Here is a 24,527-nt window from a genome sequence, read left to right on the forward strand (position 1 = left end):
CATCAGCCAAGACCTTCAGTCACGCGAGACTAATCAATGTCACGCGATACCGTTCAGCGGATCGACGACTCAGGCCATCTTCGTGCCGACCGAGCCGAGGCGCTGGCAGGCCTCGACAACGCGGGCAGCCATGCCGGCCTCGGCCGACTTGCCCCACGAGCGCGGGTCGTACATCTTCTTGTTGCCGACCTCGCCGTCAATCTTCAGCACACCGTCGTAGTTGCGGAACATGTGCTCCACGACGGGACGGGTGAAGGCGTACTGGGTGTCAGTGTCGACGTTCATCTTGATGACGCCGTTAGCGACCGCGAGGGCGATCTCATCGGCGGTGGAGCCGGAGCCGCCGTGCATGACCAGGTCGAAGGGACGGTTATCCTTCCAACCGATCTTCGCGGCGACCTCTTCCTGGATGGTGCCGAGGATCTCCGGGCGCAGCTTCACGTGGCCGGGCTTGTACACGCCGTGCACATTGCCGAAGGTGAGGGCGGTCAGGTAGCGGCCCTTCTCACCCATGCCGAGAGCCTCAACGGTCTTGAGGGCATCCTCGGTGGTGGTGTAGAGCTTCTCGTTGATCTCCCCGACAACACCATCTTCTTCGCCGCCGACGACACCGATCTCAACCTCGAGGATCGTGTTCGCCTTCACGGAGAGCTCAAGCATCTCCTTGGCGATTTCAAGGTTCTCATCGAGCGGCACGGCCGAACCGTCCCACATGTGGGACTGGAAGGTCGGGAGGCCACCCTTGGCGACCTGCTCGGCCTCGATCTCCATGAGGGGACGGATCCACGAGTCGATGTTCTGCTTGGCGCAGTGGTCCGTGTGCAGGGCGATGGTGACACCGTAGTTCTTCGCAACCTCAGTTGCGTAGGCGGCGAGAGCGAGGGAGCCGGTGACGCGGTTCTTGATCGTCGAGCCAGAGGCGTATTCGGCGCCGCCGACGGAGATCTGGATGATGCCATCGGACTCGGCCTCAGCGAAGCCCTGGATTGCTGCGGTAACGGTCTGCGAAGAGGTGATGTTGATCGCGGGGTAGGCGAACTTGCCTGCCTTCGCACGATTCAGCATTTCGGCGTAGACCTCAGGGGTTGCGATGGGCACAGGAGCCTCCTTATCAAATGACAGTTTCGTCACTGTCAATCCTCCCACATTCGACGAAGCTGGCGCGAGGAAGGAAGTCCCGACTACGTGCACATTTGACACTCGACCCCTGCAAGAGTGGCCAGCTCGGGAGCCCTACAGACTCACTCCTGTTCAGCGCTCAATGTCCGAGCGTGCTCCCACATGACGATCGCCGCCGCATGCCCCACATTCATCGAACGAGTCGAACCACGCTGCGAGATCTTCACCACACACTCACACAAGTCGATCATCTCCTCGCTGAGCCCATTCGACTCCTCCCCGAACACCAGGCACGCCCTACGCGGCAACTCAGTCGACTCCAAAGGAAGGGAACCTGGCACATTGTCCACACCCACGAGGACGAGGCCGCGACTCGTACACGAATCCGCGAGCGCCTGCGCACTATCCACATGGTCAACCTCGAGGTAGCGGTCCGTGACCATCGCTCCGCGACGATTCCAGCGGCGACGACCGACAATGTGCACGCGAGCGGCCCCCAGGGCGTTCGCGGTGCGCACAATCGACCCGATGTTGAAGTCATGCCCGAGGTTCTCGATCGCCACCTCGAAAGGCAAAGAACGTCGCTTGAGGTCCTCCCGGATCGCGTCCATCGTCCAGTAGCGGTAGCGGTCCTCCACGTTTCGCCGATCGCCGAGGGCGAGGAGCTCCGGGTCGTATCGAGGGTCCTCGGGCACTGGCCCCTCCCAGGGGCCCACTCCACAAGATGGCCCGCCCTCGTTCATGGGACCTAAGGGGATGGTCTCGTCACTCATATCGCTCACCGCGCCCACGATAGTGCCAATGGACGGGAGAAAATGACAGGATGGGGGCATGGCTCAGCTCCTGTCCAAGGACGAAATCATCGTCCGTCATATGCGAACCCACATTAAAGCGGTCCTCGGCAATATCATCGCCGAGATCCTCCTCCTGGCCGGTGGCATCCTCGCCACCGTCTACATGCCGCCAGAATGGGAGCCTTTCAGTCTCGCTTTCGTGTGGGCGATCGTCCTCGTCGCGACACTCCCCCTGTTCCTCGTGCCCGTTCTTCGTTGGGCGTCCTCCACTTACACGCTCACTTCGAAGCGTGTCATCACCCGCCATGGCATCCTCAACCGTCGTGGCCATGATCTTCCACTGTCGCGCATTTCTGATGTCGCCAGTGAGCGTGACCTCGTCGATCGGCTCTTCGGGTGCGGGACCCTCACCCTGCAAACCTCCTCCGACGACCCGCTGGTCCTGCATGACATTCCGAAGATCGACTATGTGCAGCTCGAGGTTTCTAACCTCTTGTTCAACGATGTGCAAGGCGCGGTGGATGCCGACCCCGAGTAGGCCTGACTGAAACACGAGTAGGACTAACTGAAGCACGTGAAGCAAAAGGCGGGCCCGCTGGTGTCTCAGTGTCACGAGCTCATCAGTTCTGCGTGAGAAGCTCATCAGTTCTGCCGAATGGGCGAGTCGCCTCGGAACCGTGAGTTCCTTCCTCATGGCGGGAACACAGATCGCTTCCAGCTCATCGCCTGGAGCGATGGGCCCCGGCCTTCTCGGCGCCGAGGCGGGAGGATTCATCGCAGGCGCACTCGAATCAGCGGGCTGATGTGGTTCTGGAGCCTCATTGCCGCTGGAAGCTACGGTGGCATTGAGTGTCGGCGGAGCACTGCCCGTCGGCGGAGCAGTAGTTGCGAGAGAAGGACATGAATCCCTGATTCCGCTACGAATGAGACGGAAGCTCATTGACGAGCCAACCCGTGACCTCGTTGATCTTCTGCGCCTAGAGAATCGTTGATAGCAAATCCCAGGCTCTGAATACCGGTCACCCGATCCTGCGCATTCATTCCTTCACAATCGGAGAAGAGCTGTGAGGATCAGGCGGACACCACGCTCGTGGACACGCGAAGAAGCAGGGCTCGCCCACGTCTTCGACTTGTGCCGAAATCCCAGATAACCATTCGCAGTGACAAGACCGACGAGTGTGACTTCACAGCCACGAGATTCACCACCGCGCCATGAGGTTCACTGACCCGTCCTCGTCCCCGACAATGCCCCGTCCTCGTCCCCGAAAAGACATGACGAATGCCCGTGTTTTCACCCACGAGCCGGTGACCGCGCATGCCCCGAGGCCTACGATGGAGATATGACGATAATGAACAACGCGCCCAAGCCCCTCGCTGAGATGCCTCCCGTGGCAGCCTGGCTGTCGGACATGGACGGCGTCCTCGTGAAGGAGAATCGCGCACTACCAGGAGCAAACGAGTTCCTTGACGCGCTTCGCCGCACGAACACTCCTTTCCTCGTTCTCACGAACAACTCTATCTTCACGAACCGGGACCTTTCCGCGCGCCTGGCGAACTCCGGCCTCGACGTTCCTGAAGAGAGCATCTGGACCTCCGCGAACGCAACCGCCGCTTTCCTCGCCCAACAGTCCCCCAGATCTACCGCCTACGTCATTGGCGAGGCCGGCCTGACCACCGCCCTTCACGGCGCGGGCTACGTCATGACCGAGCAGGACCCTGAATACGTTGTCCTCGGTGAGACCCGAACCTACGACTTCAACTCCCTGACCCGCGCGATCCGACTGATCGAAGGCGGAGCGAAGTTCATCGCGACGAACCCCGACGTGACCGGCCCTTCGGATGAGGGAACATTGCCTGCGACCGGTTCAATCGCGGCAATGATCACCGCGGCCACCGGCAAACGCCCCTACTTCGTCGGCAAACCGAACCCGGTGATGATCCGCGCCGGGCTCAACAAGATCGGCGCGCACTCCGAGCACACCGCAATGGTCGGTGACCGTATGGACACGGACATTCAGGCCGGAGTGGAAGCGGGCCTGCGCACCCACCTCGTCTTGTCCGGGTCCACGTCTCGCGAACAGATCAAGGACTACCCCTACCGCCCCTTCGGCGTCCACGAAGGGATCGGGGAGCTCGTTGAACTGGTCAAAGCGCACGTCGGCTGAGCGCACGTCGACTGAGCGCCCGCCTGCGCCGGGCGGGTCTGTGTTTGACTCGTTACGGAGTTCGGCTAGCGTGGATCCACCCTGCCTGGGTCGGGTGGATCTGCTCGTAGCCTCCACCCGGTGCATGCGCCCGCTAGGCTGGGAGCCATGACGAACGACTCTCATAAGGCACGCCTGTCCGCCCTCGTGAAGGACCTCGCGGTCATCCACGAAAAGGTCACCCTCGCCTCAGGACGCGAATCCGATTTCTACGTCGACATGCGCCGGGCGACCCTCCACCATGAGGCCGCTCCTCTCATCGGCCACGTCATGCTCGACCTTCTCGAAGAGGCAGGTTTCGCGCCCGGCGAAGACTACGTCGCCGTTGGTGGGCTCACAATGGGTGCAGACCCGGTTGCCGCAGCGATGCTGCACGCCGCCGCTTCACGCGGACTCAACCTCGATGCCTTCGTGGTGCGCAAGGCCGCGAAGGACCACGGGATGAAGCGCCGCATTGAAGGCCCGGACGTGAAAGGCAAGCGCGTCGTCGTCCTCGAAGACACCTCCACGACCGGCGGCTCCCCCCTTGAAGCCGCGAAAGCCCTCCAAGAAGCTGGGGCCGAGGTCGTTGCCGTCGCAGTCATCGTCGATCGTTCCACCGGAGCGAAAGAACGCATTGAAGCCGAGGGATTCCCCTACTTCCACGCGCTCGGCCTCGAGGATCTCGATCTGGCGTGAGACTGGTTTTCGACCTGGGGTGAGTCTGGCTCTCAAGTGTGAGTCCGGCTCCCAGGCGGAGGCAAGCCTGACTCTCAAGCCTGAGTCTGGCTCCAGGGGGATTTCTGAGCACAAAGGTCCTCGGCCCGCATAAAACGGGCCGAGGAGCTGCACTCAGACGCTTAGCCGACCCACTTGCCGTCGAGCATAAAAGTATGCGGCTGACCATCGATCACCTGTGTCGTACCCGCGAGCATCACACCCGATCCGGGCTGCAGGTAGTACCAGGAGTATCTCCACTGAATCCACCCGGTTCTCTTCACACCCGAGAGGTCATAGAAGCGCCATCCATCGGAGTGTTGAACCCATCCGGTCGCCATCTCACCAGTGGGCTGAAGGTAGTAGTCGGCCCCGTCAACCGTGATGGAGCCCGTCTGCATCACGCCGGTTTGCGGATCCAGGTAGTACCACATACCACGGTCTGAAACCCAACCGCGCACTCCGGCACCCGAAGCTGAATAGAAATGCCACCTATGAGCGTGGTGCACCCATCCGGTTGCCATCACACCATTGGGGTGAAGATAGTACTCTGCGCCGCCAGACATGATGGGTCCGGTGATCATTTCACCAGAGTCAGGATCCAAGTAGTACCAGATCCCCTCCTCGGTATGCCATCCTCCTAGGCGCTGCCCTGTCGCCGCTAGGCGGTACCAGCTCCCGTCCTCCTTGTACCAGCCTGTGCGGATGAAGCCAGAAGCGTCGAAGCAATACACATCGGCATCAATGGTGGCCCAGCGAGAGGTCAGGAATGTGCCATCCTGATTCCGGTACTTCCAACGCCCGTTGTCGACAACCCAGGTTCCATCCTCGACTTCCATCGGGTGTTGCGCGCTGCCCTGCTGCGGCCCAGCCTGCACTTCTTCTCCGACTACAGCATCATCAGCTACATCGTCATTAGCGGGGTTCGCGTTTTCCGGGCCGTTGACTGGAGCGAACGAGGATCTCGGCGCGTACTTGGCCTGGTGATCAGAAGACTGGGTAAGGTCCTCAGTCACTTCATCATCAGGATCCACAAGAGAGAACTTGCCTGAGGGTTCAAGGGAGCTTTGCGTCCATTCACCCTCTGGTGTTGAAGAATCCGCTGAAGGCGAGGCCATCGCCGTTCCAGCAAAAGAGGTCAGGGAGAATAGGGCAGTGCAGAGAACGGCGCCGGTAAAGGCGGAGTTCGGGAGGAGTTTCATCTACAGTCCTAGGGTCCTTATCGTTGGAGATGCGTGAATTACCTGCCCGACTGTACCAGTATTGAAAGATCTCACGCTGTGTAAGTGAGCCGAGCCTCACTGCCATTAATGGCACTCAATTAACAATGTCGACACTTCGATTTGAGACAGGTTCTCGTCCTCGCCGTTTCAGAAGGTTCCTCGAAGGCGACATTTATAAAGACTCGTGAGTGGCAGCACATAGGAGATTGAGGGCACTCTATACCACTTACACAAGCGACCCGCCACCGGCGATCATCCATTCCTTTAGGGGTTCACCCCTGACTCGTCGATACCCTAATACGCCACCCCAAGGACGAGCAGGTGATTCGGGATTGTGAAAATACGTGCCATTGGACGCAGAGTCACATCACCCAAATGTTGAGGATGACCATTGCAAAATTACACCACCCCAAGAAAGAAGCCCTCGCACAGAATTACTCCACCTCCGGGAAAGAGCCGACGTTAATCCTCACCCTGGAGCTACACGGGGATTGTTCATCGCGCGCGACACGCACCGTGACCACTATTCTTCTCCCGGCGACTGCGCCTCCTTGTATAAGGGTGGCGGCACCATAGCGAAGATATGGTGCCGCCAGCCAAAGGCTCTGACGAAAACGATGATCCGCGCTGCCGCAACCCCTAGTAGAGCCAGGCTCCTGAAGGGCTGAAGTAGTACCAGGTACCACCGATTTTCACCCAGCCGGTCGCCATCGCACCACCGGAATGGAAGTAGTACCAGGAACCGCCAAGCCACACCCACCCGGTCGCCATCGCACCACCGGAATGGAAGTAGTACCAGGAACCGCCAATCCACGCCCACCCGGTCGCCATCGCACCATTACCATGGAAGTAGTACCAGTTACCACCAATCCACGCCCACCCGGTGACCATCGCACCATTGGAGCCGAGGTAATACCACGTTCCGTCATACTCCTGGTGCCACCCGATGTGCATTCGAGTTGTTCCTTCTTGGAAGAAGTACCACTTGCCCCAGATGAGATGCCATCCTCTCGCGAGACTGGCATCGCCTGTCGTCCAGTACCAATATCCATCAACAAAGTGCCAGCCGGTGTAGGCGTTCCAGTTGTTATCGGTGAAGATCCAGTCGTGCACCGATTGGATCCATCGCCCTGTGCCATCCGCTGAGGGCACGCCGTTGGGATAGCTGTAATACGTATTGATGGCGTCCTGAGGAACGTTCACCGCAACAGTGGTCTCCGGATGCGGCTCCAAATCAATGATCTGCGCCTCTTGCCAGTAGAACATCGTTCCTGGGTAGTAGATCAGCGCTGAGCTCGTTGAAAACCAGTTGCCGTCGAGCGTGATGTCCTTTCTAAAGTCAATGGCCAAGCGGTATTGCCCCGAGGGGATTCCAGTCATTGTGACGTGCCCCGTAGACGGGTTGATCTTCTTCGAAGGGTGAGGAGCGCCCGGATACGAATGAACCGGGATGAGACTCGCATAGGCGTTTGCGAGCCACTGAGGATTCGTCCCCGCTGGGAGCTTCACCGTGACGCTCAACGTTCTAGTGGCCCTGCTGTCTTGCGCATCGGGCGATACGATCTCCTGCGGTGTCAGCGAAGGATCCTCAGATTGCACTGATTGCGCATCTAACTGATCCTCCCCGTCCACAGGCAGCATCTGCCCACCCGGCGTTGCGTTCGCCTGACTGGGAATAACCATGGCGACGACGACGAACAACAATATGGCGACTCGAAGGAGCGAGCGCCCAAACGAACGAGTAACAGCAGACATGACCACTCCTCACGCAAAAGCAGATCCCTTTATCACAGTACGCACTTACCAAGCAACTTACTAGATGCATCTCACATCCAGGAATGCGAAGAGTGTGTACCTTCGTGCTGTACACTCCGCGACGAACAGCTCGGAAGCGTCCAGTAGTACCTGTGAGGAGCGGAAACGGTTACATATGCGGGACGGTTCGCATGACGCGGCGCGTCGCCCAGCGCGGAGCGATTTTCATCGCTGCCATCGCAACCTTGAAAACCGGAGTCGGGGTGATGATGACCCTGGCACGGCGCACCGCGTCGAGAGCCTCTGCGCAGACCTGCTCGGGTGTTGCCATTGCCGATGCGGGCGCATGGGATACGTCGACGCCCGCGTTTTCAAAGAAAGCAGTCTTCACCGGTCCCGGACACACAACCGTGGCAGTGACGCCCGTACCTCGAAGCTCCTCCGACAAACCCTCAGTGAAAGCCACAACCCAGGCCTTGTGCGCCGAGTAGGTGCCCGCCCCCGTCCTCGATGCGACCGAAGCGACATTGAGGATCGCACCTCGTCCGCGAGCGCGCATCGCCCGAGCCGCATGGTGGCTGAGAATCATGACAGCGCGAACCATCACATCTAATCCGCCCAGCTCAGCAGCAAGATCATTGTCCGGGAAGGGCTTGCCGAGTCCGAAACCCGCGTTGTTCACGAGCAATCCGACCGGGGCTGTTTCTTGGTCGATGCGCGCCGCAACACGCTCGCAGTCTTCAAGCTTCGACAGGTCAGCGACGATCACTTCGGCTTTGACGTTCGCGATCTGGCGGAGACTATCAGCGAGCGCGTTGAGCAGCTTCTCTCGTCTCGCAACGAGGACGAGGTCGTGGCCTGCAGCGGCGAGTTGCCAGCAAAACTCCTCGCCGAGGCCGGAGGTCGCACCAGTGACAAGAGCAGTTCCCATGCAAGAAGGGTACGTCGCAGACCCCTTATGCGCCCTCCGATATGCGCCGACAGTTCCCATGCGAGAAGGGTGCGTCTCTCGCGGTTTTAGGACGCAACAAGGTCCTCTTGGCGAAGGATGGAAAAGCAGCGAAACACGTGAAATAGTAGGGGCGGATCTCAACAGGCTAAGAATTGGAACGCCAAGTGGAGTGGCGAGTGGAGTACCAAGTGGAGTTCCGGCCGGGGAAGCGAGTGGGACATGCAGGCTAGCGCGTTTGCAATCCACAGGCTGCGGCTATCCACAATTCTGGGACAGTGGTTTCCCTTCGATACAGCACGCCGACTACATTGACACGAGGAGATCCTGACACCAGGTGATCTGCAAATGGAAGGGGAAAGGCAATGGCCAATGGCGAGGACACCTCTCCCGAGAGGATTCAATCGCTTGAAGAACGGGTCGAAGCTCTTGTGACCCGAGTCGACGCCCTGCTGTGCCATCTGGAAGGCTCAGGAGCTACACTCTCGATTCCCAGCAGCGCGCGAGTTGATGTCCCATCCTCTGCTTCTCACTGCGCGATGAGCCATGCTGTTCCTCAGCCTTCATTCCAAGCTCCAATTACCCCACAGCCCTCAGCTTCGATTCACACTCAGGCTCCTGTTGCGGCCACTCCAGCTCAAGTCCCAATCCCCTCGACTCCGCTTCAAGCCCAGGCTCCACTTCCGGCCACTCCAGCTCAAGTCCCAATCCCCTCGACTCCGCTTCAAGCCCAGGCTCCACTTCCGGCCACCGCGCCGACTCTGGCTCCTGCGCCGGTCCGCACTCAATCTCCCCCTGTCCCACAATCTCCAGTAGCTCCTCGGGGACAGGGATCGCACCTCCCCAAGGGCCAAGTACCTCCGGCCGTCAAGGGCACGATGATGCCTTCACTGAAGGATGCGAGTTCCTCGCGCCTCATCGTCCTCCTCCTCTCAGGCCTCGCCGCGCTCCTCGTCATCCTTGCGGCAACCAGTTTGATCGCCCTCCTCTGGGACTCCATTCCGAACTGGGTGAAGGTCTTGACTCTTGGACTCGTTGCGATTGCTATGACCGCATCGGGAGCTCTTTGGCACAAACGGGAAGCGCACCCCAGCATTCCGCCGGCAACTCTGACGGGAATTGGCACCGGACTCGGTTATCTCACAGGAATTGGAGCGGCACTTCTCGAGGTTCTGCCGCCAATCGGGGCATTCCTCGTGCTGCTCGTCTGGACGATCGCAACCACCGCTTTGGCAACCCTCAGCAAGATGCCCTTCACCCTGATCGCAACCGCGATCGGCGGCGTTTTGACCCTATCCCTCCTGTACTCGCATGCACTCGGGCACCCCTCCCAGGCTCTCCTCGTCGAGGGGCTCATCCTCGCCTATTCCGCAGCTTGCCTCGTATCCTCGACGATCGCGTCCCGTCCACTCCACGGTGCTTTCAAGCGGTGGACCATTGCTTCTTCAGCGGCTGCCACCGTACCCGCGTTGCTCTTCGTTCCGGTCGAAGCCTCCTCCAAGCAGTCCTCCCTTGGCACATACATCATGAGCATCGCGTTGGCCGTCCTCGCCCTTGTAACCGTCGCCTTCCTCGTGCGCGAACCTGAACAGCGCGAATGGCAATGGGTATGGACCCTCGCCCCGCTCGTCGTCATCATCTCCTACCTTTCACTGACGAGCATTGCGGCAACTGAAGAAGAACGACTCTTCCTCTCCCTCGTTCATTTCCTTCTCTGCCTTGGTCTTATCGGCTTTGCCGCTACACCTAAACTCTCCGGCCCCGTCAAGGGGTTCGCCGAATACGCGCTGCTCGCCCCGCCGATCTTCTTTCCCCTCCTCGACGAGGTCGGTGTCGTGACCATCACGACCGCTTCCTACAAGACGCTAGTGGACTGCGCGGCTTGGTTCGTGATTCTTGCCTGCGCAGCACTTGCCACTCAACAGCGTTCTTCCTCTTTCCTCGTGATTCTCCCGATTGTCGCGCTCTATCGGAGCTTCGACTTCACGATGGAGACCTTCTCCGTAATCTTCATCATCCTCACCCTACTCATTGCGACGGTCCTCATCGACCGCGCCCTTAAAGCTCTCCCATGGCAGCGCGCCTTCGCCATGTGGCTCGGCATCTTCGGCCTCATCTTCAAGGTTCCTTGGGAGATCGTGTCTCAGATCCCCAAACACAGCACCTACAGGAATGCCCTCGAAGTCTCCGTCATCTTCCTTGTCTTCCTCGTGGTTGCTCTTCTCTTGATCCTCGGATTGGCGACCCCGAACATCGGTCCGGCCGATCTGTGGATGGGGCGACGACTCATCTTCTCCTCCACAGCTGGAGACAGTGCTGCGACTTCACGCACCACGAGCTTCTCCCCAGCTTCTCCTGCGCCCATGTCGGCGGCTCCTGCCACAGGATTCGGGCAACCTCCAGGGATGCCGAGACGCGAATCCGGGGGAGTTTTCGCTCCACTCAGCGTACTGATGACTCTGTTCTTCGTTTCGAGCGTGACATACATACTGCCTTTGATGCTTCTTAGCTCCGTCTGGAATTTCCTTTTCGGACTGCCCTCAGCATCCTCCACTCCGCTTGACCTTGTGGTTTCCCTCGGCATGCTGATTCTCGCGCTCGCCTTCGTCCTAGCGATGAAGTCCTACGCCACCCACTCGCTCTACGGGATCCTCATCCCCTTAGTCCTTGTCTCTGTCGTCTGGCAAGCATTCAATGTGATTCGAGCCCTCGACAATGCGCCGTGGGTCGCGACTCTCATGGTTCTGCTTGTTGGCGCTGCAGCCATCGTGTTGGGCTTCAGGTGGAAAGCACCGAATATGCGGCTCACTTCTCTGGTGATCGTCATCATTGCGGTCTTCAAACTCTCACTCATTGACACGGGCTTCAACGATTCGATTTCACGAGTCCTCTCCCTGCTCATTGCTGGCCTGATCTGTTTCGCCCTTTCCGTCCTCTATTCGAAGCTCAGCGCTAAGGCTCGGGCGAAAGAGACTCTCCCCTCGGAATATTTCGTCGCGCCAGGTTCTTAGGCCGTAGCGAGCGCTGCGATCCCACCAGGTGCGGCGAACATGCCGACTGCTGCGGGCATGCCAGGCGGAGCCGCAGTACCAGGCGCTGTGAGCATCCCGGATGCTGCGGCAGTAGTTGGCGCTGCGGCATGCCGGGCGCTGCGGCAGTAGTTGGCGCTGTGGTCCCACTAGGTGCAGCGCGCATGCCGAGTGCTGCAGCCGTACCAGGTGCAATGAATGCGCCCGCTCCCGTTCCTTCGTCCAAGACTGCGAATACGCCTTGGTCCACCTGCACCGGGCGCCACACCTGCACTGTGTCCTGTACCCCCTCCAACCACCTTGAACACATCGGCACCCGTACTCGCCCCAGGTACTTCGAACACACCAGGAGCCACACCCGCGCAAGGTTCTACACCCACGCAAGGCGCACACCCACGCAAGGCGAAGTTCCCCAAAGATAATGCGAGCTTTCCCGGCGCGCCAATAGATAGTGAGGGTCGATAGGGTTGAGGGATGAAGTTCGCAACCTGGAACGTTAACTCGATCCGTACTCGCGTCGACCGTGTCATTGCCTTCCTCGAACGCTCCGAGGTCGATGTGCTCGCAATGCAGGAAATCAAGTGCACACCCGAACAGTTCCCGATTGAGCCCTTCACCGCCGCCGGGTACGAAGTCGCAATCCACGGCCTCAATCAGTGGAATGGCGTGGCCATTGCCTCGCGACTGCCGATCGTGAAAGTCCAGGATCATTTCGCAGATCAACCAGGATTCGGCGAACCCAAAGTCGTGGAAGCGCGCGCCCTCGGCGTCACACTTCGAGGCGAGAACGAAAAGGAAACCTGCATCTGGAGCCTGTACGTGCCCAATGGGCGCGAACTTGACCACCCGCACTACGCGTACAAGCTCGACTGGTTGCGCAAGCTTCGAAGCGACGCGCAATCCTGGCTCGCCGCCGACCCGAAAGCCCGCATCGCAATGGTGGGCGATTGGAACGTCGCCCCTTTCGACGAGGACGTCTGGGATATGAGCGCATTCGATGGAGCGACCCACGTCTCCGAACCCGAACGACAAGCCTTCTTCGCCTTCGCTGAAGACGGGTGGACTGAAGTGACTCGTGATCGCGTCACGAACTACACCTTCTGGGACTACCAGCGCCTGCGTTTCCCGAAGAACGAGGGAATGCGCATCGACTTCGTGTACGCCTCCCCCGCCCTCGCTCCCTCAGTTTCTGCCGCGCAGATCGACCGTAACGAACGCAAAGGCAAGGGAGCTTCCGATCACGTTCCTGTGATCATCATCCTCAAGGATTGACCGCGATCCAAGGGCTGTGATTGTTGAGGCAAATTCAAGGCCAAGAAATGCACCCCGCCCCTGGACATGCGCCCGCGCCACCATGGCTGAAGGTGTCGATGGTCTTCAGCGCCCCCGCCCCTGGATATGGGTCCGCACCCTTGGACATGCGCCCCACCCTCGTCGAATCATCGATCAGAACTCCGGTTCCCACGTCAAACATGCCTGCGCGCCCGATCTTCAAACAGGCCCTCGACCTCGGCCAGGCCCGGCCCGGCCCAACCCAGGACATACGCCCCGTCCTCGTTCATGTACGAGGCTCGACGCAGGGCTCTTCCTTAGCGAAGGATGAGGGCGAGGAGCTCTTCGTTCATAGCGCTCCAATGCTCCTTATGCCAGGCACCGAATTTCTCTGTTCCGAGGAACGCGCAGGTCGCGCCATGTGTGCGGTCAACCCAGAGGAATGAGCCCGAGACTCCGAAATGCCCGACGGTGCCCGCGGGGAAGCTCGGCCCGGTCCAATGGGGGTTCTTGTTCCCCCTGATCTCGATGCCCAGTCCCCAGGGGCACGGAGCGTGACGCCCGTAGCCGGGCACCACGCCGGCGAGCTCCAGGAATTGAGGAGTCATGGCCTCTTGCGCGAGCTCGGGCGAAATCAGGGTCGGTTCCAGCATTTCGCGGCCGAGGATCAGCAAGTCTTCGACAGATGCCACGCCCGCCCACGCGGGTGAGTCCACGAGTTCGGCGGTCGTCATTCCCAGGGGTTCGAACACCGCTTCTTCGATCCAACGCTCGATCGGAGAACCGCTCGCCTCCTCGAGCACCTCTCCAAGGACCTCGAATCCCGCATTCGAATACACCCGGCGTTTAGCGACGCTGAACTGGGGTTCGCGCGATTCGTAGGGCAGGCCCGAGGCGTGTGCGAGCAGATGCCGGATTGTCGAGCCTTCCGGCCCAGCCGGATCATCGAGTGAGCACAATCCGCGTTCAACGGCCACCAGAGCCGACCATGCGGTACACAGTTTCGTCACCGACGCCAAAGGGTAGCGCTTCGAAAGATCTCCCTGCTCGTGAATGATTTTACCTCCAGCCCACAGGGCGAGTGCGTGAGGGAAGGGAATATCGATTGAGAGCGCCACTGTGGCTCCTTCCATGGGGCGTTGGCTCCATTCACGATAGCCGAGCGACCCGGCGAGTCCACGACAGGCGCCCCCGTGCCCGACGCTCCTGCCCGACAGATCCCGCACCCTTGTCCATCAGGGCCCCACGCTCGCCTGACCACGCACCCCCTGCCCACCACGCTCCCCCTCGCAAAAGGAGGCGATCACGACAAGTGGAGGGGATATAACCCCTCCACACACCGCCAAACCCTCCACACACAATCAAGGAACGAGAAAGGGGCCCAGCCGGGCGCGGATGACGCGCCTGACTGGGCCCGAGAGCACTACCCATCGGCCTCACTCAGCCCAAGGACTCCCCATCAGCCTCATTCAGCCCGAGCACTGCTCATCAGCCTCGCTCAGCCCAAACACTCTTCTTCAACCTCGCCCAGAGCAGCCTCCTCGGCAGCCTCGGCGGACTCGAAGACCTTCATGCACAGGCTATCGAGCTCGTCCGAAACATCGACGCGCACGGTCCTCCCATCCGCGATCTCCCCCGCGAGGAGCATCTTCGCGAGCCTGTCGCCGATCTCTTTTTGGATGACTCGACGCAGCGGACGCGCGCCGTAAGCCGGGTCGTAGCCGATCCGGGTGAGCCAACCGCGTGCGGGTTCGGAAACGAGCAGTCCGATCCTGCGGTCTTCGAGACGACGAGCAAGGTCGGCGACCATGAGGTCGACGATCCCGGACAGATCATCCGCAGACAAGGGGTCGAACATGACTGTCTCATCGAGTCGGTTGAGGAACTCCGGTTTGAAGGAGCGGCGCACGGCCTCCATCACGGCCCCTCGCCTCTCTTCCTCGTTCATCGTCTGATCCGCGAGGAACTGGGAGCCGAGATTCGAAGTGAGGATGAGGATCGTGTTCCTGAAGTCCACGGTGCGCCCCTGCCCATCGGTCAGTCGCCCATCGTCGAGGACCTGGAGGAGCACATCGAAAACCTCGGGGTCCGCCTTTTCAACCTCGTCCAGGAGGATCGCACAGTACGGACGACGCCGAACGGCCTCCGTGAGTTGGCCGCCCTGCTCATAGCCGACGTATCCCGGAGGGGCGCCGACGAGGCGAGCGACCGAGTGCTTCTCGGAGTACTCGGACATGTCGATGCGGACCATGGCCCGCTCATCGTCGAAGAGGAACTCCGCGAGAGCCTTCGCCAGTTCCGTCTTACCGACGCCGGTCGGACCGAGGAAGAGGAAGGAACCGGTCGGACGATTCGGGTCGGCGATTCCGGCGCGCGAACGACGCACAGCATCCGAAACCGCCTGAACCGCCTTCTTCTGGCCGATGAGTCGTTTCCCGATCTCCTCTTCCATGCGCAAGAGCTTGTCGGTCTCCGTTTGGAGGAGCTTACCCGTGGGGATCCCCGTCCAGGATTCGACGACCTCCGCGATCTCCGTCGGACCGACTTTCTCGGCGATCATCGGCTCAGCGGAATCCGTGTCAGCTTGTTCGGACGCGGCCTCGGCCTCGCTGATCTGGCGTTCAACCGCGGGGATCTCGCCGTTTTGGAGGCGCCCCGCCTCCTCCCAGCGGTTCTCACGGATCGCGAGTTCAAGCTGAGTGCGAAGCTCGTCAAGTTGGACGCGCAGCTCGCCGACGCGGTTGTGCCCGGCTTTTTCCGCCTCCCAACGGCCGGTGAGAGCCGTCAGGGTTTCCTGCTTGTCGGCAAGATCAGCGCGAAGCTTGTCGAGGCGCTCCTGCGTGGACTCGTCCTCGTGCTCGGGATCGGATTCTTCGAGGTAGGACTCTTCCATGCGCAGACGGTCGACCGCGCGGCGCAGCTCGTCGATCTCAACGGGGCTCGAATCGAGTTCCATGCGGAGCCTAGATGCTGCCTCGTCAATGAGGTCAATCGCCTTGTCGGGCAGTTGACGCCCGGTGATATAGCGGTCGGACAGGCTGGCAGCGGCGACGAGGGCGCCATCGGAGATCGTCACCTTGTGGTGGGCCTCGTACTTCGGGGCGATGCCGCGAAGGATCGCGACCGTGTCTTCAACGCTCGGTTCACCCACGAAGACCTGCTGGAAGCGCCGCTCGAGGGCGGGGTCTTTCTCAATGTTCTCCCGGTACTCGTCGAGGGTGGTGGCGCCGACCATGCGGAGCTCTCCTCGGGCGAGCATCGGCTTGAGCATGTTCCCCGCATCCATCGCCCCCTCGGAGCCGGCGCCTGCGCCGACGACCGTGTGGAGTTCGTCAATGAAGGTGATGATCTGCCCGTCAGAGCGCTGGATCTCCGCGAGGACTGCTTTGAGGCGCTCTTCGAATTCGCCCCGGTACTTCGCGCCGGCAACCATTGCGGGCAGGTCGAGGGCGATGAGGATCTTGTCCCGGAGGGATTCAGGGACGTCGCCTGCGACGATGCGCTGCGCGAGACCTTCCACGACTGCGGTCTTGCCGACACCGGGCTCGCCGATGAGAACAGGGTTGTTCTTCGTGCGGCGGCTCAGGACCTGGACGACTCGGCGAATCTCCGCATCACGGCCGATCACGGGGTCGAGCTTACCCTCGCGCGCCACCTCCGTCAGGTCGCGGCCGTACTTCTTGAGAGCCTCGAAAGAACCCTCGGGGTCGGCGGAGGTGATTGCTTCGGGGCGAAGACGTGCGAGGGCTTCGCTGAGCGCCTCCGGGGTTGCGCCTGCGCTTGAGAGGATCCTCCCGGCCTCGTCCTTCGAAGCGGCGAGGGCGATGAGGAGGTGCTCGGTCGACACGTAGGCGTCCCCGCCTTTGTCTGCGAGGCTGCGCGCCTGGTTCACGACATCAAGGAGGGCGCGTGCGGTCTGAGCTTGGGATGTGCTCGCTCCACTCGCCGAAGGGAGGGTGACGAGGGCGTTGCGGGTCCTCGCTCCGATTGCGCTTCGGTCTGCGCCGACGGCGTCAACGAGTGCGGTGGCGATGCCTTCCTTTTGTTCGAGGAGGGCTTCGAGCAGGTGAATTGGCATCACCTGGGGGTTGCCTGCGGCTTGGGCGGATTGGAGCGCGGAGGCGATCGCCTCCTGCGCCTTCGTGGTGAATTCCGTGGTCATGTGTCCTCCTTCGACGCGTGGCGTCGAGATGTGCTTAGCGGCCGAGAAGTCCTCGATCACGCTCTGCACTTCTCAACGCCCCCATAGTTGAGTCTATTCCACTCAACTTTGTGGCTCGTGTCTAGGGACCTTGTACCGGACCTCGGAACCACGTATGAAAACGGCTCGTACCACACCGCCACGGAGCAAAGGACCTTGAGCCGAAATCAGGTACGAGAAAGGCGGGGCAGCGAAAGAATCGCCACCCCGCCTCACCGATAGGACAGACCTTCCCTCAGGGATCAAAACTCCCTCAAGGATCAGGACTCCGAGGAGTCTCGGCCCTCATCATCCGATTCGGGCACACCAAGATGCTCGTTCAGTTCATCGAAGAACTCAAGGGTCGTTCCCAAAGCACAGCGGCACTGGGTGTAAAGCTGCTGATCAGTCATGCCCATCTCAACATCGAGATTCAACTCGGCGAGAGACTCAAGTTCCCCATTGACCTCGCGGAGGGCGCATGTTGGCCATAGATGGGTACGATGCCATTCCTCAATCCGGAACATGACCTCTTCGCGCTGGTCCTCACGCGGCGTTCCCTTCCAGAAACCCACGACGGACAAGACATCATGATGAGCGCCGACCATGCGGAAGTAGAAGTTGTGCCCGTTCCAGCGGCTCGCAATGTCCCCATCATCGTCAAGACTCCACTTCCACCCGAAAGAATCGAAGAGTAGGCCGAGGCGCTCAATGGTGACCGGGCGAACCGTGAAGTCGGTGAAGGTCGGGGCCTTGGGTTCCTCCTCAGAAGAGGCTGCTTCTCCCTCAGGGGCCTCGGGCTGCTGCTCCCCCACAGGGGCAGAGGAGTGCTCCGCGCCCATTGGGGCCTCGGGGTGTTGCTCCCCCACAGGGGCAGAGGAGTGCCCCGCGCCTATTGGGGCCGTGGGCTGCTGCTCCCCCACAGGGGCAGGGGAATGCTCCGCGCCCATTGGGGTCGCGGGCTGCTCGCGATGCTCATCGTCATCGCGTGAACGATCTCCTTCGCCAAAGCGATCGGAGAGCCAGGAGAAGATACCCATCAGAGTCCGAGCCTTTCGATCATTTTGTCAAAGAAATCTGTTGTCGTCGCGATCCCGCAATTGATCTGCTGCAAAAGCTGCGCGTCCGTCGCCCCGTACTCCCAGTGCACAGAGTTCTCCGCCTGAACGCGGATCTGACCGTCGTCTGTGATGCGGTATTCGCACTTGGGCCAGAACTTCCTCAGGTGCCAATCCATGAGGAAAGCACGAACCTCTTCCAAGCGATCAATCGAGATCTCGCGGTTCAAAACGCCGTAGACCTGGAAAACGTCCTTCTCGGGGCTGAGGAAGCGGAAGTAGAAGGTATGGAGATTCCACATTCCCCCCAGGTCTCCCTCGTTGTCGACAAACCAGCGCCAGCCTTGTGAGTCGAAGATTTTCTTCACGCGATCCTGCGTGATAGGGGTCGGATTCTGTTCCAGAACAGGATCCGACTGGGGTACGTCAACACCCGACACGTCGCTCATGAGCCCTCCGATCAGTTTTTCTAAGCATAGCGAGGCGGGCAGGTATTTCCGACCTGCCCAACCGGAGCAGAGCCTGAAGCTCCCACTCCGATCTCATCCTCAATAGCGTGCAAGTGCTGTCAGAATCACTTTCCTCTTCTGGTTCACCACGATGAGCCAGACGATACCTCCGACGGTGAGGAAGAGGCTGAGAACACCGACTCCCGTTCCCCAAGCGAAGCCGGAGAAGCCCGCGTTCATAATCGAATCCGCGTCAAGGCCCGAGAACGCCAGGAGATTGGAACTGCCCGATCCCACGCACTCGAGAACGTAATCACCCCGTTCGAGTTTCTGAGCAAAGAAGGTGTCATTTCCGACGAGCTCCATCCGATGCGTGCCGCCGCTGCCCTCGAGTGAGCAGGAAGTGACATTGCCGGCCTGACTGACAACCATGAGCGCACCGGAGTCGTCAACTGTGACCGTGTCTCCAGAGGCGACGGGGCTCATCCGGTCCATCATCGAAGTGAAGTCAATCCCACCGAGGATCCCTCCAACGAAAGCCAAGGGCGCGACGATCACGGCGCTGAGGATCCCGAAGACAATCAGGAGGATCGGGCCCACGCGACTGGGAACCTTGAGCACAGGGGCACCCGCATTCGGGAAGTAGCCGTTCTGGTGCGGGGCGGGTACAGCAGAGGGAAATTGCTGGCCATAGGAGGACCCCATTGCGCGCACGGCATCATCAGCGAGGAAGCGAAGGGGCAGGTCCGCACCCGACTGGGTTGCCTGAGAAGCGTTGTGTTCTGCGCCCTGATAGGTGTCGTGAGGCTGATGGGTGCCATAAGAGGGACCTTGCTCGGCCGGGATCTGGCCGTACTGGGGCCATGGAGTCGATGCCTGCGATGGGGCTTGCGAAGGTGTTCCCTGTGAGTGTTCAGACGAGCGCTGTCCGTATCGAGGCTCGTCATTCATCTGTGATGCCATGGTTCCTCCACATCGTGTTCAGTATCTTCAGGTTATCGAATAGCGCTGCCCAAGACCGCAGGACTTTCCCCTACTCCCCCCTGATTCCCCTCAGGGCGAAGCCCCACGCCAGCAGGCGAAGCCCCACGCCAGCACCACGAGGCGTGTTTATCCCCGAATCGACGAAGGCGAGCCGCTTGCCCCCTTCGTCATCGCCGAGAGCGAGCCCACGTGGCGTGCTGGCTTGCTTGGATACGTGTCGCCCGAGGGAACGCGGGTGGTGTGCGTGCTGGGCGGGCAGCACGAACGCTGCACGAGCCAGCTGAGGGAGCGCGGGTGAGGCGGTCATGCCGAGGACTTGCACGACAGCGACAACGATCCACCCGATGGAGCGCGTTCGGTGAACGAGCCACTAGGAGCGCAGATCGCGCATGATCCGCACACAGGAACGCAGAAACTGTAGGAGCCTTGTTGCGAGCGAGCAGCTCGAGAGCACGAGAGGACCTCTCAGACTCCGAGCGTCCCGAGGCGCTCGGCGCGAAGCGCGCCAACTCCCGGCACCTCCAAGGGCTCCAGCTCGAGGCCCGTCGCACGCGAAATCAGCAGGTCCGCAAGCTCAGGATTACGCGCAAGGCAAGGGCCATGCATATAGGTCGCAATAATCGATCCTTGAACAACCCCGTCGTAGGCGACGGGCGCAGGCTCGCAGCCTTCGGGGGTGCCATTTCCTGTGCCCTTCACAACGCGACCAAGGGGCTTCGCCTCCGGGCCGAGAACGGTTCCTCCGCCGTGGTTTTCAAAACCCGTCAATGTCTCTGTCAGGCCCTCGAGTATCGGCTCACTCACGAGTTCACCGATAGAACGCGAACCTTGAGGGTCGGTCGTAATATCCAAGACCCCAAGGCCTGCGACGCGTTGATCGCGCGCATCTCGATACCAATGGCCCAAGACCTGCAAGGAAGCGCAGATCGCAAGCAGGGGGCACCCCGCATCGAGGGCACGCAAGAGGCCAGGGTCTTCGCGCAACTTCCGCGCTGCAAGAGACTGGGCGGTGTCCTCGCCACCCCCAAGAGCGTAGATATCAAGGCTTTCGGGGATCGCGTCGAGCAGGCCGACCTTGACGACTTCGGCTGCGATGCCGCGCCGACGCGCCCGCTCCTTGAGCACGATCGCATTGCCCGTATCTCCGTAGGTGCCCAGGACCTCGGGCATGAGGACCCCGATCCGCAGGGTGGATTCGCTCATCACTTCCTCGCCTCCCTGGCATCGAGGATCGTCTTGAAATCTCGCAGAGCCGTGTAGTTGAGGAGCATCTCGACTCGTCCGGGCTCGCATGCGGCAAGCGCCTCCATCGGTGTTTTCACGAAGCTCGTGTGGATGTTCGCATATTCGAGGCGCACCGCCAGGTCGGCGCCGCGTTCACCGCAGGCCACGACACGAATAGGCTCCCCGTCCTCGTCGCTCGTTCGGGCGAGGGCGCCAAAGTCGACATCCCAGAGCCAGGACAGGTCCTGTCCATCAGGGATCTGGCCATTGACCCCGATGACGACCTGCTTCACCTCCGGGTCGATCATCGTCATCGTTTCCTGCCAACCCGCGGGGTTCTTCGCCAGCATAATGCGAGCCTGACGCCCATCGACCTCGTAAATGGAATACCGGCCCGCGACCTCGTGAACAGAGCAGATCGCATCGGCGGCGGCCTGCGGGGAGACTCCCAGGACCGCAGCGGCCGCGACCGCCTGCGCGGCGTTGGAAAGATTCGCTCGACCGGGCAGGGCAAGTGCAAGCTCGACACTCACTCCATCAGGACCATTGAGGCGAGCCTTCGGGGTGGAAGCGGAAAGATCAATGTCGTCGAGCCACCAGTCGGGGCGGGGGCGCTCGCACAACTCCGGCAGGGCGCCACCAGACTGGGCAGGGACGAGACGCCAGGTACCGTTCTCCCACAGCACTCGTCCGCCGCGAGGATAGGCGATGGAATCCGCGCCCCAACCCGCTCCCGCCGCAACCCACACGACCTTGGAAGAGGAGCAGGCCGCCGACACGATGAGCGGATCATCGCAGTTCGCGATGATGATGGCGTTCGGATGCTCTTCGACGGCCTGACGCAGGCGCAGCTCCACCGAGGAGATCTCGCCGACGCGATCAAGCTGGTCGCGAGACAGGTTGAGCAGGACAAGGACCTCGGGGTTCACCTCGCCCGCGACTGCGGGAAGATGCATCTCATCGACTTCAAGGGCCGCGAAGGGCGCGCGCGGGGCGTTCATCAAAGCGGTGATGACGCCGGAGGCCATATTGTCGCCGTTCGTGTTCGAAGCGACAGGACCGCGGGTTTCGAGGGCGGCGCGCACCATCCGGGTCGTCGTGGACTTCCCGTTCGTCCCGGAGACGATGACCGTATCCATTGGGGCGGCCAAATCGGCCATGATCCTCGGTGAGACGCGCATCGCGACCTCTCCGCCGATCATCCCTCCCGATCCTCGACCGAGGGCTCGGGAGGCCGCTCTCGCCGTTCGCCCTGCGGCGACAGCGAGTGCACTCCTCGGGGAGAGTCGAGGTCCAGGTCTTTGCGAAGTCATGCGGTAACACTAGCGCGAGCCGCAGCCCGTGACCGCAATGGCGCAGGTGAGAGCTACGGGCAAGCCCCCATATTCTGCGCGGCGGAGGCATTGCGAGCATTCAGCGTGAAAATGCGAGAAGTCGATGCTGCTCTGCCAGGCTTGCAAGAGAAGTTGCGCGACGGAAGGAGCTCGTTCCGCCCGGGGCTGATCCGCAGCTTGGCGAGCAGCAGATCAGGAATCCTTGCGCCGCCGGGCAAAGCGGTTTCCCGCGAACCGACACGCCAACCAGGCGACTCACCTCCGATTACACCCGACTCCAACAGCACACAAGGGCAGTGCGACACAGCAAAACCAGTCACAGATCAGGTGACCCCGTCAGGAGTCGCAACTCCCTATGGGTCGGCAGAGAGAAGAACGAGCAGCAACCAACACACCGTACAAGGCGAACAGCGAGGCGCAGCCGAAAAAGAGCGCTTGTATGGTGACACGCACTAAGAGCATTCCCCAGACCGCGTAAGAAATGAAGATCGCACCATACGAAATCAACGAGAGAAGACTGAAATACGCTGGCTCGTCCGACTCTTTTGCACGCGAAATGATTTGATCGGTCAGGAAGGGGGCGATTAACGAACCAGCCAACCCTAACATGAAGAACGCCAGGAAATAGGAGCACAACGATACTTGAGCCAGAAGAATAAAAGCGAATGCCAAAAGCAGAAGAACACCAGGATGAAACACCTTCACCTTCGACATTCTCGGAACCCTATAGAGACAGGCCGCACCCAGGGTGCCGCCCACCACAAACAATGCGACAGCAATACTGAAATTAATTGAGCCAAATCCATTCGCCGCAAAACTGCTCGGCAAAACGACATTTAAAACACCCGATAGAACCAACTCGATTATCACTATCTGCAGAATCGGAGTAATCGTCGAAAAACTGCCAAACAGACGACGAATCACCGGTCCAATCTCCAACTTCTCACGAACCGAAGAGACGTCCGCCGCACCGATTTCACAGAACGTCATCTTGAAGTATAGGCAGGTGGCAAGAGACGCTGTGAACAACAGGAGAGCGACCGCATTCTTCGACAGGTACGCCAGAGCAAATCCACCTGAAAGCGCCGCCAAGGCTAGCGACAAGTTGAGCGCCACCTGCATCAAAGCAAGGGCACTCAGATAGTTGTTATCCTGCGACAGACGGCGCAAAATCAGTGCCGAAGCGGGGATGAAGACCCCATCACTCAACGCAAATATTCCTAGCGCACCAAGCACAACATACGAGGGCGCTCGGAATTGCGCAGTAATGAGAATCAGTGAGAACGCTAGAAGCCGACCAAGGAGTCCAACATGAGCAGCACCTATCGGATTGCAGTGATGACTGACCATAGGAGAGAGCAGCAGCCCAAGAAGCCGGAGCAACGAGATGAAGGTCAATACAAGAGAAGCTGTCTCACCATTGAGATCGGAGAATAACAGCCAGCTGAGGCACACGAACAGAAATTGATCTACTGAAGTAACGGCGAGCCCGAAGGCGACCCACTTCCTAATCAACCGTCGCGCCACAACCTTCTCCCCACAGACGTTCCAATCCACACCACTGAAACTCAAATCCCGCCATTTTCCGTCTTTTAACTGGCCCCGACGCCCACTCCCCTCCTCCCTCCCTCCCAAAAAATCACGGAACAGCGAGGAATATTCGCACCCTCAGAGCCTCCGCAACTGTTTCAGCACACGATGCTGACGTCACACGTCGCAGCATTTCACGCTTGCAAGTCATCGAAACTGCAAATGGCTCCCTCAAACATGACACTCGCCGTCCGCCTGCGGGAATGCGCATAAGGTGCACCAGCGCCAAGGCGGGGCGGAATTTCCTGCTTCCACGTGTAAGAGTAACGCACAAGGATGAGGCGATGATCGTCATCTCCAGCTTCGAGATCATCGGTGTCTTGTTTGCCGAATACGCTTCCAAGGATGCGGATGGAGAGCCTCTGAGCCCAGTCCTATTGGGTGTCGCCCCAGAGCTAACACCCTTCACCTAAGAGCCACGAGCCACGAGCCACGAGCCACGAGCCACGAGCCACGAGCCACGAGCCACGAGCCAATGGTGCGCGTGCGGGGAGTGTTTCCGGATCGCGATCTCGAAGACGATAGTGCGAAGCGAGAAGCTATCGACACCTAGTCCGCTTAGTGAGGTCAACGTTCCTTACATCGTTGAAGGGTGGGATGACGAGGGTTGAATGACATGGGCACTCGATCGGGGTTGAAGATCTGTTTCCCCTTGGAGGGGTAATGG

21 protein-coding genes are annotated in these 24,527 nt (G+C 60.3%); 8 read left to right on the top strand and 13 right to left on the bottom strand.

All coding sequences use genetic code 11. The features are described 5' to 3' along the window. Positions 1 to 69 precede the first annotated feature (69 nt). Together fbaA and JFX23_RS06170 are read right to left on the bottom strand one after the other, a co-directional pair. Positions 70 to 1,098 carry a class II fructose-bisphosphate aldolase gene (gene fbaA, locus JFX23_RS06165; RefSeq protein ID WP_198776206.1) on the bottom strand — a complete coding sequence of 343 codons (1,029 nt, stop codon included), beginning with the start codon at positions 1,096 to 1,098 and terminating at the stop codon, positions 70 to 72. A gap of 143 nt (positions 1,099 to 1,241) precedes the next feature. Further along, entirely contained in the window at positions 1,242 to 1,892 is a 651-nt protein-coding gene (locus tag JFX23_RS06170) for a TrmH family RNA methyltransferase (RefSeq protein WP_233050645.1), read from the bottom strand. A 58-nt stretch (positions 1,893 to 1,950) separates the two neighbouring features. On the opposite strand from JFX23_RS06170, the gene JFX23_RS06175 reads away from it, so the two are divergent. The 5 genes from JFX23_RS06175 to pyrE all read left to right on the top strand — a co-directional run bounded on the left by JFX23_RS06175 (position 1,951) and on the right by pyrE (position 4,795). Continuing rightward, a complete protein-coding gene (locus tag JFX23_RS06175; RefSeq protein ID WP_198776177.1) occupies positions 1,951 to 2,451 on the top strand; it encodes a PH domain-containing protein in 501 nt (166 codons plus the stop codon). A gap of 139 nt (positions 2,452 to 2,590) precedes the next feature. Further along, entirely contained in the window at positions 2,591 to 2,716 is a 126-nt protein-coding gene (locus JFX23_RS09520; RefSeq protein ID WP_269815695.1) for a hypothetical protein, read from the top strand. Positions 2,717 to 2,734: 18 nt separating this feature from the next. Further along, positions 2,735 to 2,905: a hypothetical protein gene (locus tag JFX23_RS06180; protein ID WP_198776178.1), complete on the top strand. Its 171-nt coding sequence runs from the start codon at positions 2,735 to 2,737 to the stop codon at positions 2,903 to 2,905. 348 nt (positions 2,906 to 3,253) lie between these two features. After that, positions 3,254 to 4,078 carry an HAD-IIA family hydrolase gene (locus tag JFX23_RS06185; RefSeq protein ID WP_198776179.1) on the top strand — a complete coding sequence of 275 codons (825 nt, stop codon included), beginning with the start codon at positions 3,254 to 3,256 and terminating at the stop codon, positions 4,076 to 4,078. A gap of 147 nt (positions 4,079 to 4,225) precedes the next feature. Next, complete coding sequence (pyrE, locus tag JFX23_RS06190) at positions 4,226 to 4,795, top strand: orotate phosphoribosyltransferase (protein WP_040313555.1); 570 nt, start codon at positions 4,226 to 4,228, stop codon at positions 4,793 to 4,795. A gap of 161 nt (positions 4,796 to 4,956) precedes the next feature. Here the strand turns inward: pyrE and JFX23_RS06195 are convergent, their stop codons facing one another. The 3 genes from JFX23_RS06195 to JFX23_RS06205 all read right to left on the bottom strand — a co-directional run bounded on the left by JFX23_RS06195 (position 4,957) and on the right by JFX23_RS06205 (position 8,722). Next, positions 4,957 to 6,015 carry an N-acetylmuramoyl-L-alanine amidase family protein gene (locus JFX23_RS06195; protein WP_198776180.1) on the bottom strand — a complete coding sequence of 353 codons (1,059 nt, stop codon included), beginning with the start codon at positions 6,013 to 6,015 and terminating at the stop codon, positions 4,957 to 4,959. A 660-nt stretch (positions 6,016 to 6,675) separates the two neighbouring features. Beyond that, a complete protein-coding gene (locus JFX23_RS06200; RefSeq protein WP_198776181.1) occupies positions 6,676 to 7,791 on the bottom strand; it encodes an N-acetylmuramoyl-L-alanine amidase family protein in 1,116 nt (371 codons plus the stop codon). A gap of 169 nt (positions 7,792 to 7,960) precedes the next feature. Continuing rightward, a complete protein-coding gene (locus tag JFX23_RS06205) occupies positions 7,961 to 8,722 on the bottom strand; it encodes an SDR family NAD(P)-dependent oxidoreductase (protein ID WP_198776182.1) in 762 nt (253 codons plus the stop codon). A gap of 899 nt (positions 8,723 to 9,621) precedes the next feature. Between JFX23_RS06205 and JFX23_RS06210 the strand changes: the two genes are divergently transcribed. Further along, positions 9,622 to 11,751 carry a DUF2339 domain-containing protein gene (locus tag JFX23_RS06210; RefSeq protein ID WP_198776183.1) on the top strand — a complete coding sequence of 710 codons (2,130 nt, stop codon included), beginning with the start codon at positions 9,622 to 9,624 and terminating at the stop codon, positions 11,749 to 11,751. Positions 11,752 to 12,243: 492 nt separating this feature from the next. Beyond that, complete coding sequence (locus tag JFX23_RS06215; protein ID WP_198776184.1) at positions 12,244 to 13,041, top strand: exodeoxyribonuclease III; 798 nt, start codon at positions 12,244 to 12,246, stop codon at positions 13,039 to 13,041. Between the two features lie 317 nt (positions 13,042 to 13,358). Here the strand turns inward: JFX23_RS06215 and JFX23_RS06220 are convergent, their stop codons facing one another. The 8 genes from JFX23_RS06220 to JFX23_RS06255 all read right to left on the bottom strand — a co-directional run bounded on the left by JFX23_RS06220 (position 13,359) and on the right by JFX23_RS06255 (position 23,827). Beyond that, positions 13,359 to 14,174, bottom strand: a complete 816-nt coding sequence (locus JFX23_RS06220) for a serine hydrolase domain-containing protein (protein ID WP_198776185.1) — start codon at positions 14,172 to 14,174, stop codon at positions 13,359 to 13,361. 365 nt (positions 14,175 to 14,539) lie between these two features. Then, entirely contained in the window at positions 14,540 to 17,203 is a 2,664-nt protein-coding gene (gene clpB / locus JFX23_RS06225; protein WP_233050633.1) for an ATP-dependent chaperone ClpB, read from the bottom strand. Positions 17,204 to 17,502: 299 nt separating this feature from the next. Then, positions 17,503 to 18,036: a type III secretion system chaperone family protein gene (locus JFX23_RS06230; protein WP_198776187.1), complete on the bottom strand. Its 534-nt coding sequence runs from the start codon at positions 18,034 to 18,036 to the stop codon at positions 17,503 to 17,505. A 224-nt stretch (positions 18,037 to 18,260) separates the two neighbouring features. Then, complete coding sequence (locus JFX23_RS06235) at positions 18,261 to 18,728, bottom strand: type III secretion system chaperone family protein (RefSeq protein ID WP_198776188.1); 468 nt, start codon at positions 18,726 to 18,728, stop codon at positions 18,261 to 18,263. Between the two features lie 99 nt (positions 18,729 to 18,827). Further along, complete coding sequence (locus JFX23_RS06240; protein ID WP_198776189.1) at positions 18,828 to 19,691, bottom strand: hypothetical protein; 864 nt, start codon at positions 19,689 to 19,691, stop codon at positions 18,828 to 18,830. 486 nt (positions 19,692 to 20,177) lie between these two features. Then, positions 20,178 to 20,915 (bottom strand): type 1 glutamine amidotransferase, encoded by a 738-nt coding sequence (locus JFX23_RS06245; RefSeq protein ID WP_198776190.1) that lies wholly within the window; start codon positions 20,913 to 20,915, stop codon positions 20,178 to 20,180. Then, a complete protein-coding gene (locus JFX23_RS06250) occupies positions 20,915 to 22,249 on the bottom strand; it encodes a Mur ligase family protein (RefSeq protein WP_198776191.1) in 1,335 nt (444 codons plus the stop codon). Before JFX23_RS06250 ends, JFX23_RS06245 begins: the two co-directional genes overlap by 1 nt. Before the next feature lie 357 nt (positions 22,250 to 22,606). Next, positions 22,607 to 23,827, bottom strand: a complete 1,221-nt coding sequence (locus tag JFX23_RS06255; RefSeq protein WP_198776192.1) for an MFS transporter — start codon at positions 23,825 to 23,827, stop codon at positions 22,607 to 22,609. Between the two features lie 317 nt (positions 23,828 to 24,144). On the opposite strand from JFX23_RS06255, the gene JFX23_RS09525 reads away from it, so the two are divergent. Further along, a complete protein-coding gene (locus JFX23_RS09525; protein WP_269815696.1) occupies positions 24,145 to 24,273 on the top strand; it encodes a hypothetical protein in 129 nt (42 codons plus the stop codon). Positions 24,274 to 24,527: the final 254 nt, after the last annotated feature.

Source organism: Schaalia cardiffensis, assembly GCF_016405145.1.
Lineage (GTDB): Bacteria > Actinomycetota > Actinomycetes > Actinomycetales > Actinomycetaceae > Pauljensenia > Pauljensenia cardiffensis.

Coding starts and splice junctions, on each gene's coding strand:
- JFX23_RS06210 (WP_198776183.1), top strand. CDS start 9,622: ATGCCTTCACTGAAGGATGCGAGTTCCTCGCGCCTCATCGTCCTCCTC.
- JFX23_RS06185 (WP_198776179.1), top strand. CDS start 3,254: ATGACGATAATGAACAACGCGCCCAAGCCCCTCGCTGAGATGCCTCCC.
- JFX23_RS06215 (WP_198776184.1), top strand. CDS start 12,244: ATGAAGTTCGCAACCTGGAACGTTAACTCGATCCGTACTCGCGTCGAC.
- JFX23_RS06205 (WP_198776182.1), bottom strand. CDS start 8,722: ATGGGAACTGCTCTTGTCACTGGTGCGACCTCCGGCCTCGGCGAGGAG.
- JFX23_RS06245 (WP_198776190.1), bottom strand. CDS start 20,915: ATGAGCGAATCCACCCTGCGGATCGGGGTCCTCATGCCCGAGGTCCTG.
- JFX23_RS06200 (WP_198776181.1), bottom strand. CDS start 7,791: ATGTCTGCTGTTACTCGTTCGTTTGGGCGCTCGCTCCTTCGAGTCGCC.
- JFX23_RS06170 (WP_233050645.1), bottom strand. CDS start 1,892: ATGAGTGACGAGACCATCCCCTTAGGTCCCATGAACGAGGGCGGGCCA.
- pyrE (WP_040313555.1), top strand. CDS start 4,226: ATGACGAACGACTCTCATAAGGCACGCCTGTCCGCCCTCGTGAAGGAC.
- clpB (WP_233050633.1), bottom strand. CDS start 17,203: ATGACCACGGAATTCACCACGAAGGCGCAGGAGGCGATCGCCTCCGCG.
- JFX23_RS06195 (WP_198776180.1), bottom strand. CDS start 6,015: ATGAAACTCCTCCCGAACTCCGCCTTTACCGGCGCCGTTCTCTGCACT.
- JFX23_RS06250 (WP_198776191.1), bottom strand. CDS start 22,249: ATGACTTCGCAAAGACCTGGACCTCGACTCTCCCCGAGGAGTGCACTC.
- JFX23_RS06235 (WP_198776188.1), bottom strand. CDS start 18,728: ATGAGCGACGTGTCGGGTGTTGACGTACCCCAGTCGGATCCTGTTCTG.
- JFX23_RS09525 (WP_269815696.1), top strand. CDS start 24,145: ATGATCGTCATCTCCAGCTTCGAGATCATCGGTGTCTTGTTTGCCGAA.
- JFX23_RS06240 (WP_198776189.1), bottom strand. CDS start 19,691: ATGGCATCACAGATGAATGACGAGCCTCGATACGGACAGCGCTCGTCT.
- JFX23_RS06175 (WP_198776177.1), top strand. CDS start 1,951: ATGGCTCAGCTCCTGTCCAAGGACGAAATCATCGTCCGTCATATGCGA.
- JFX23_RS06220 (WP_198776185.1), bottom strand. CDS start 14,174: ATGGAAGGAGCCACAGTGGCGCTCTCAATCGATATTCCCTTCCCTCAC.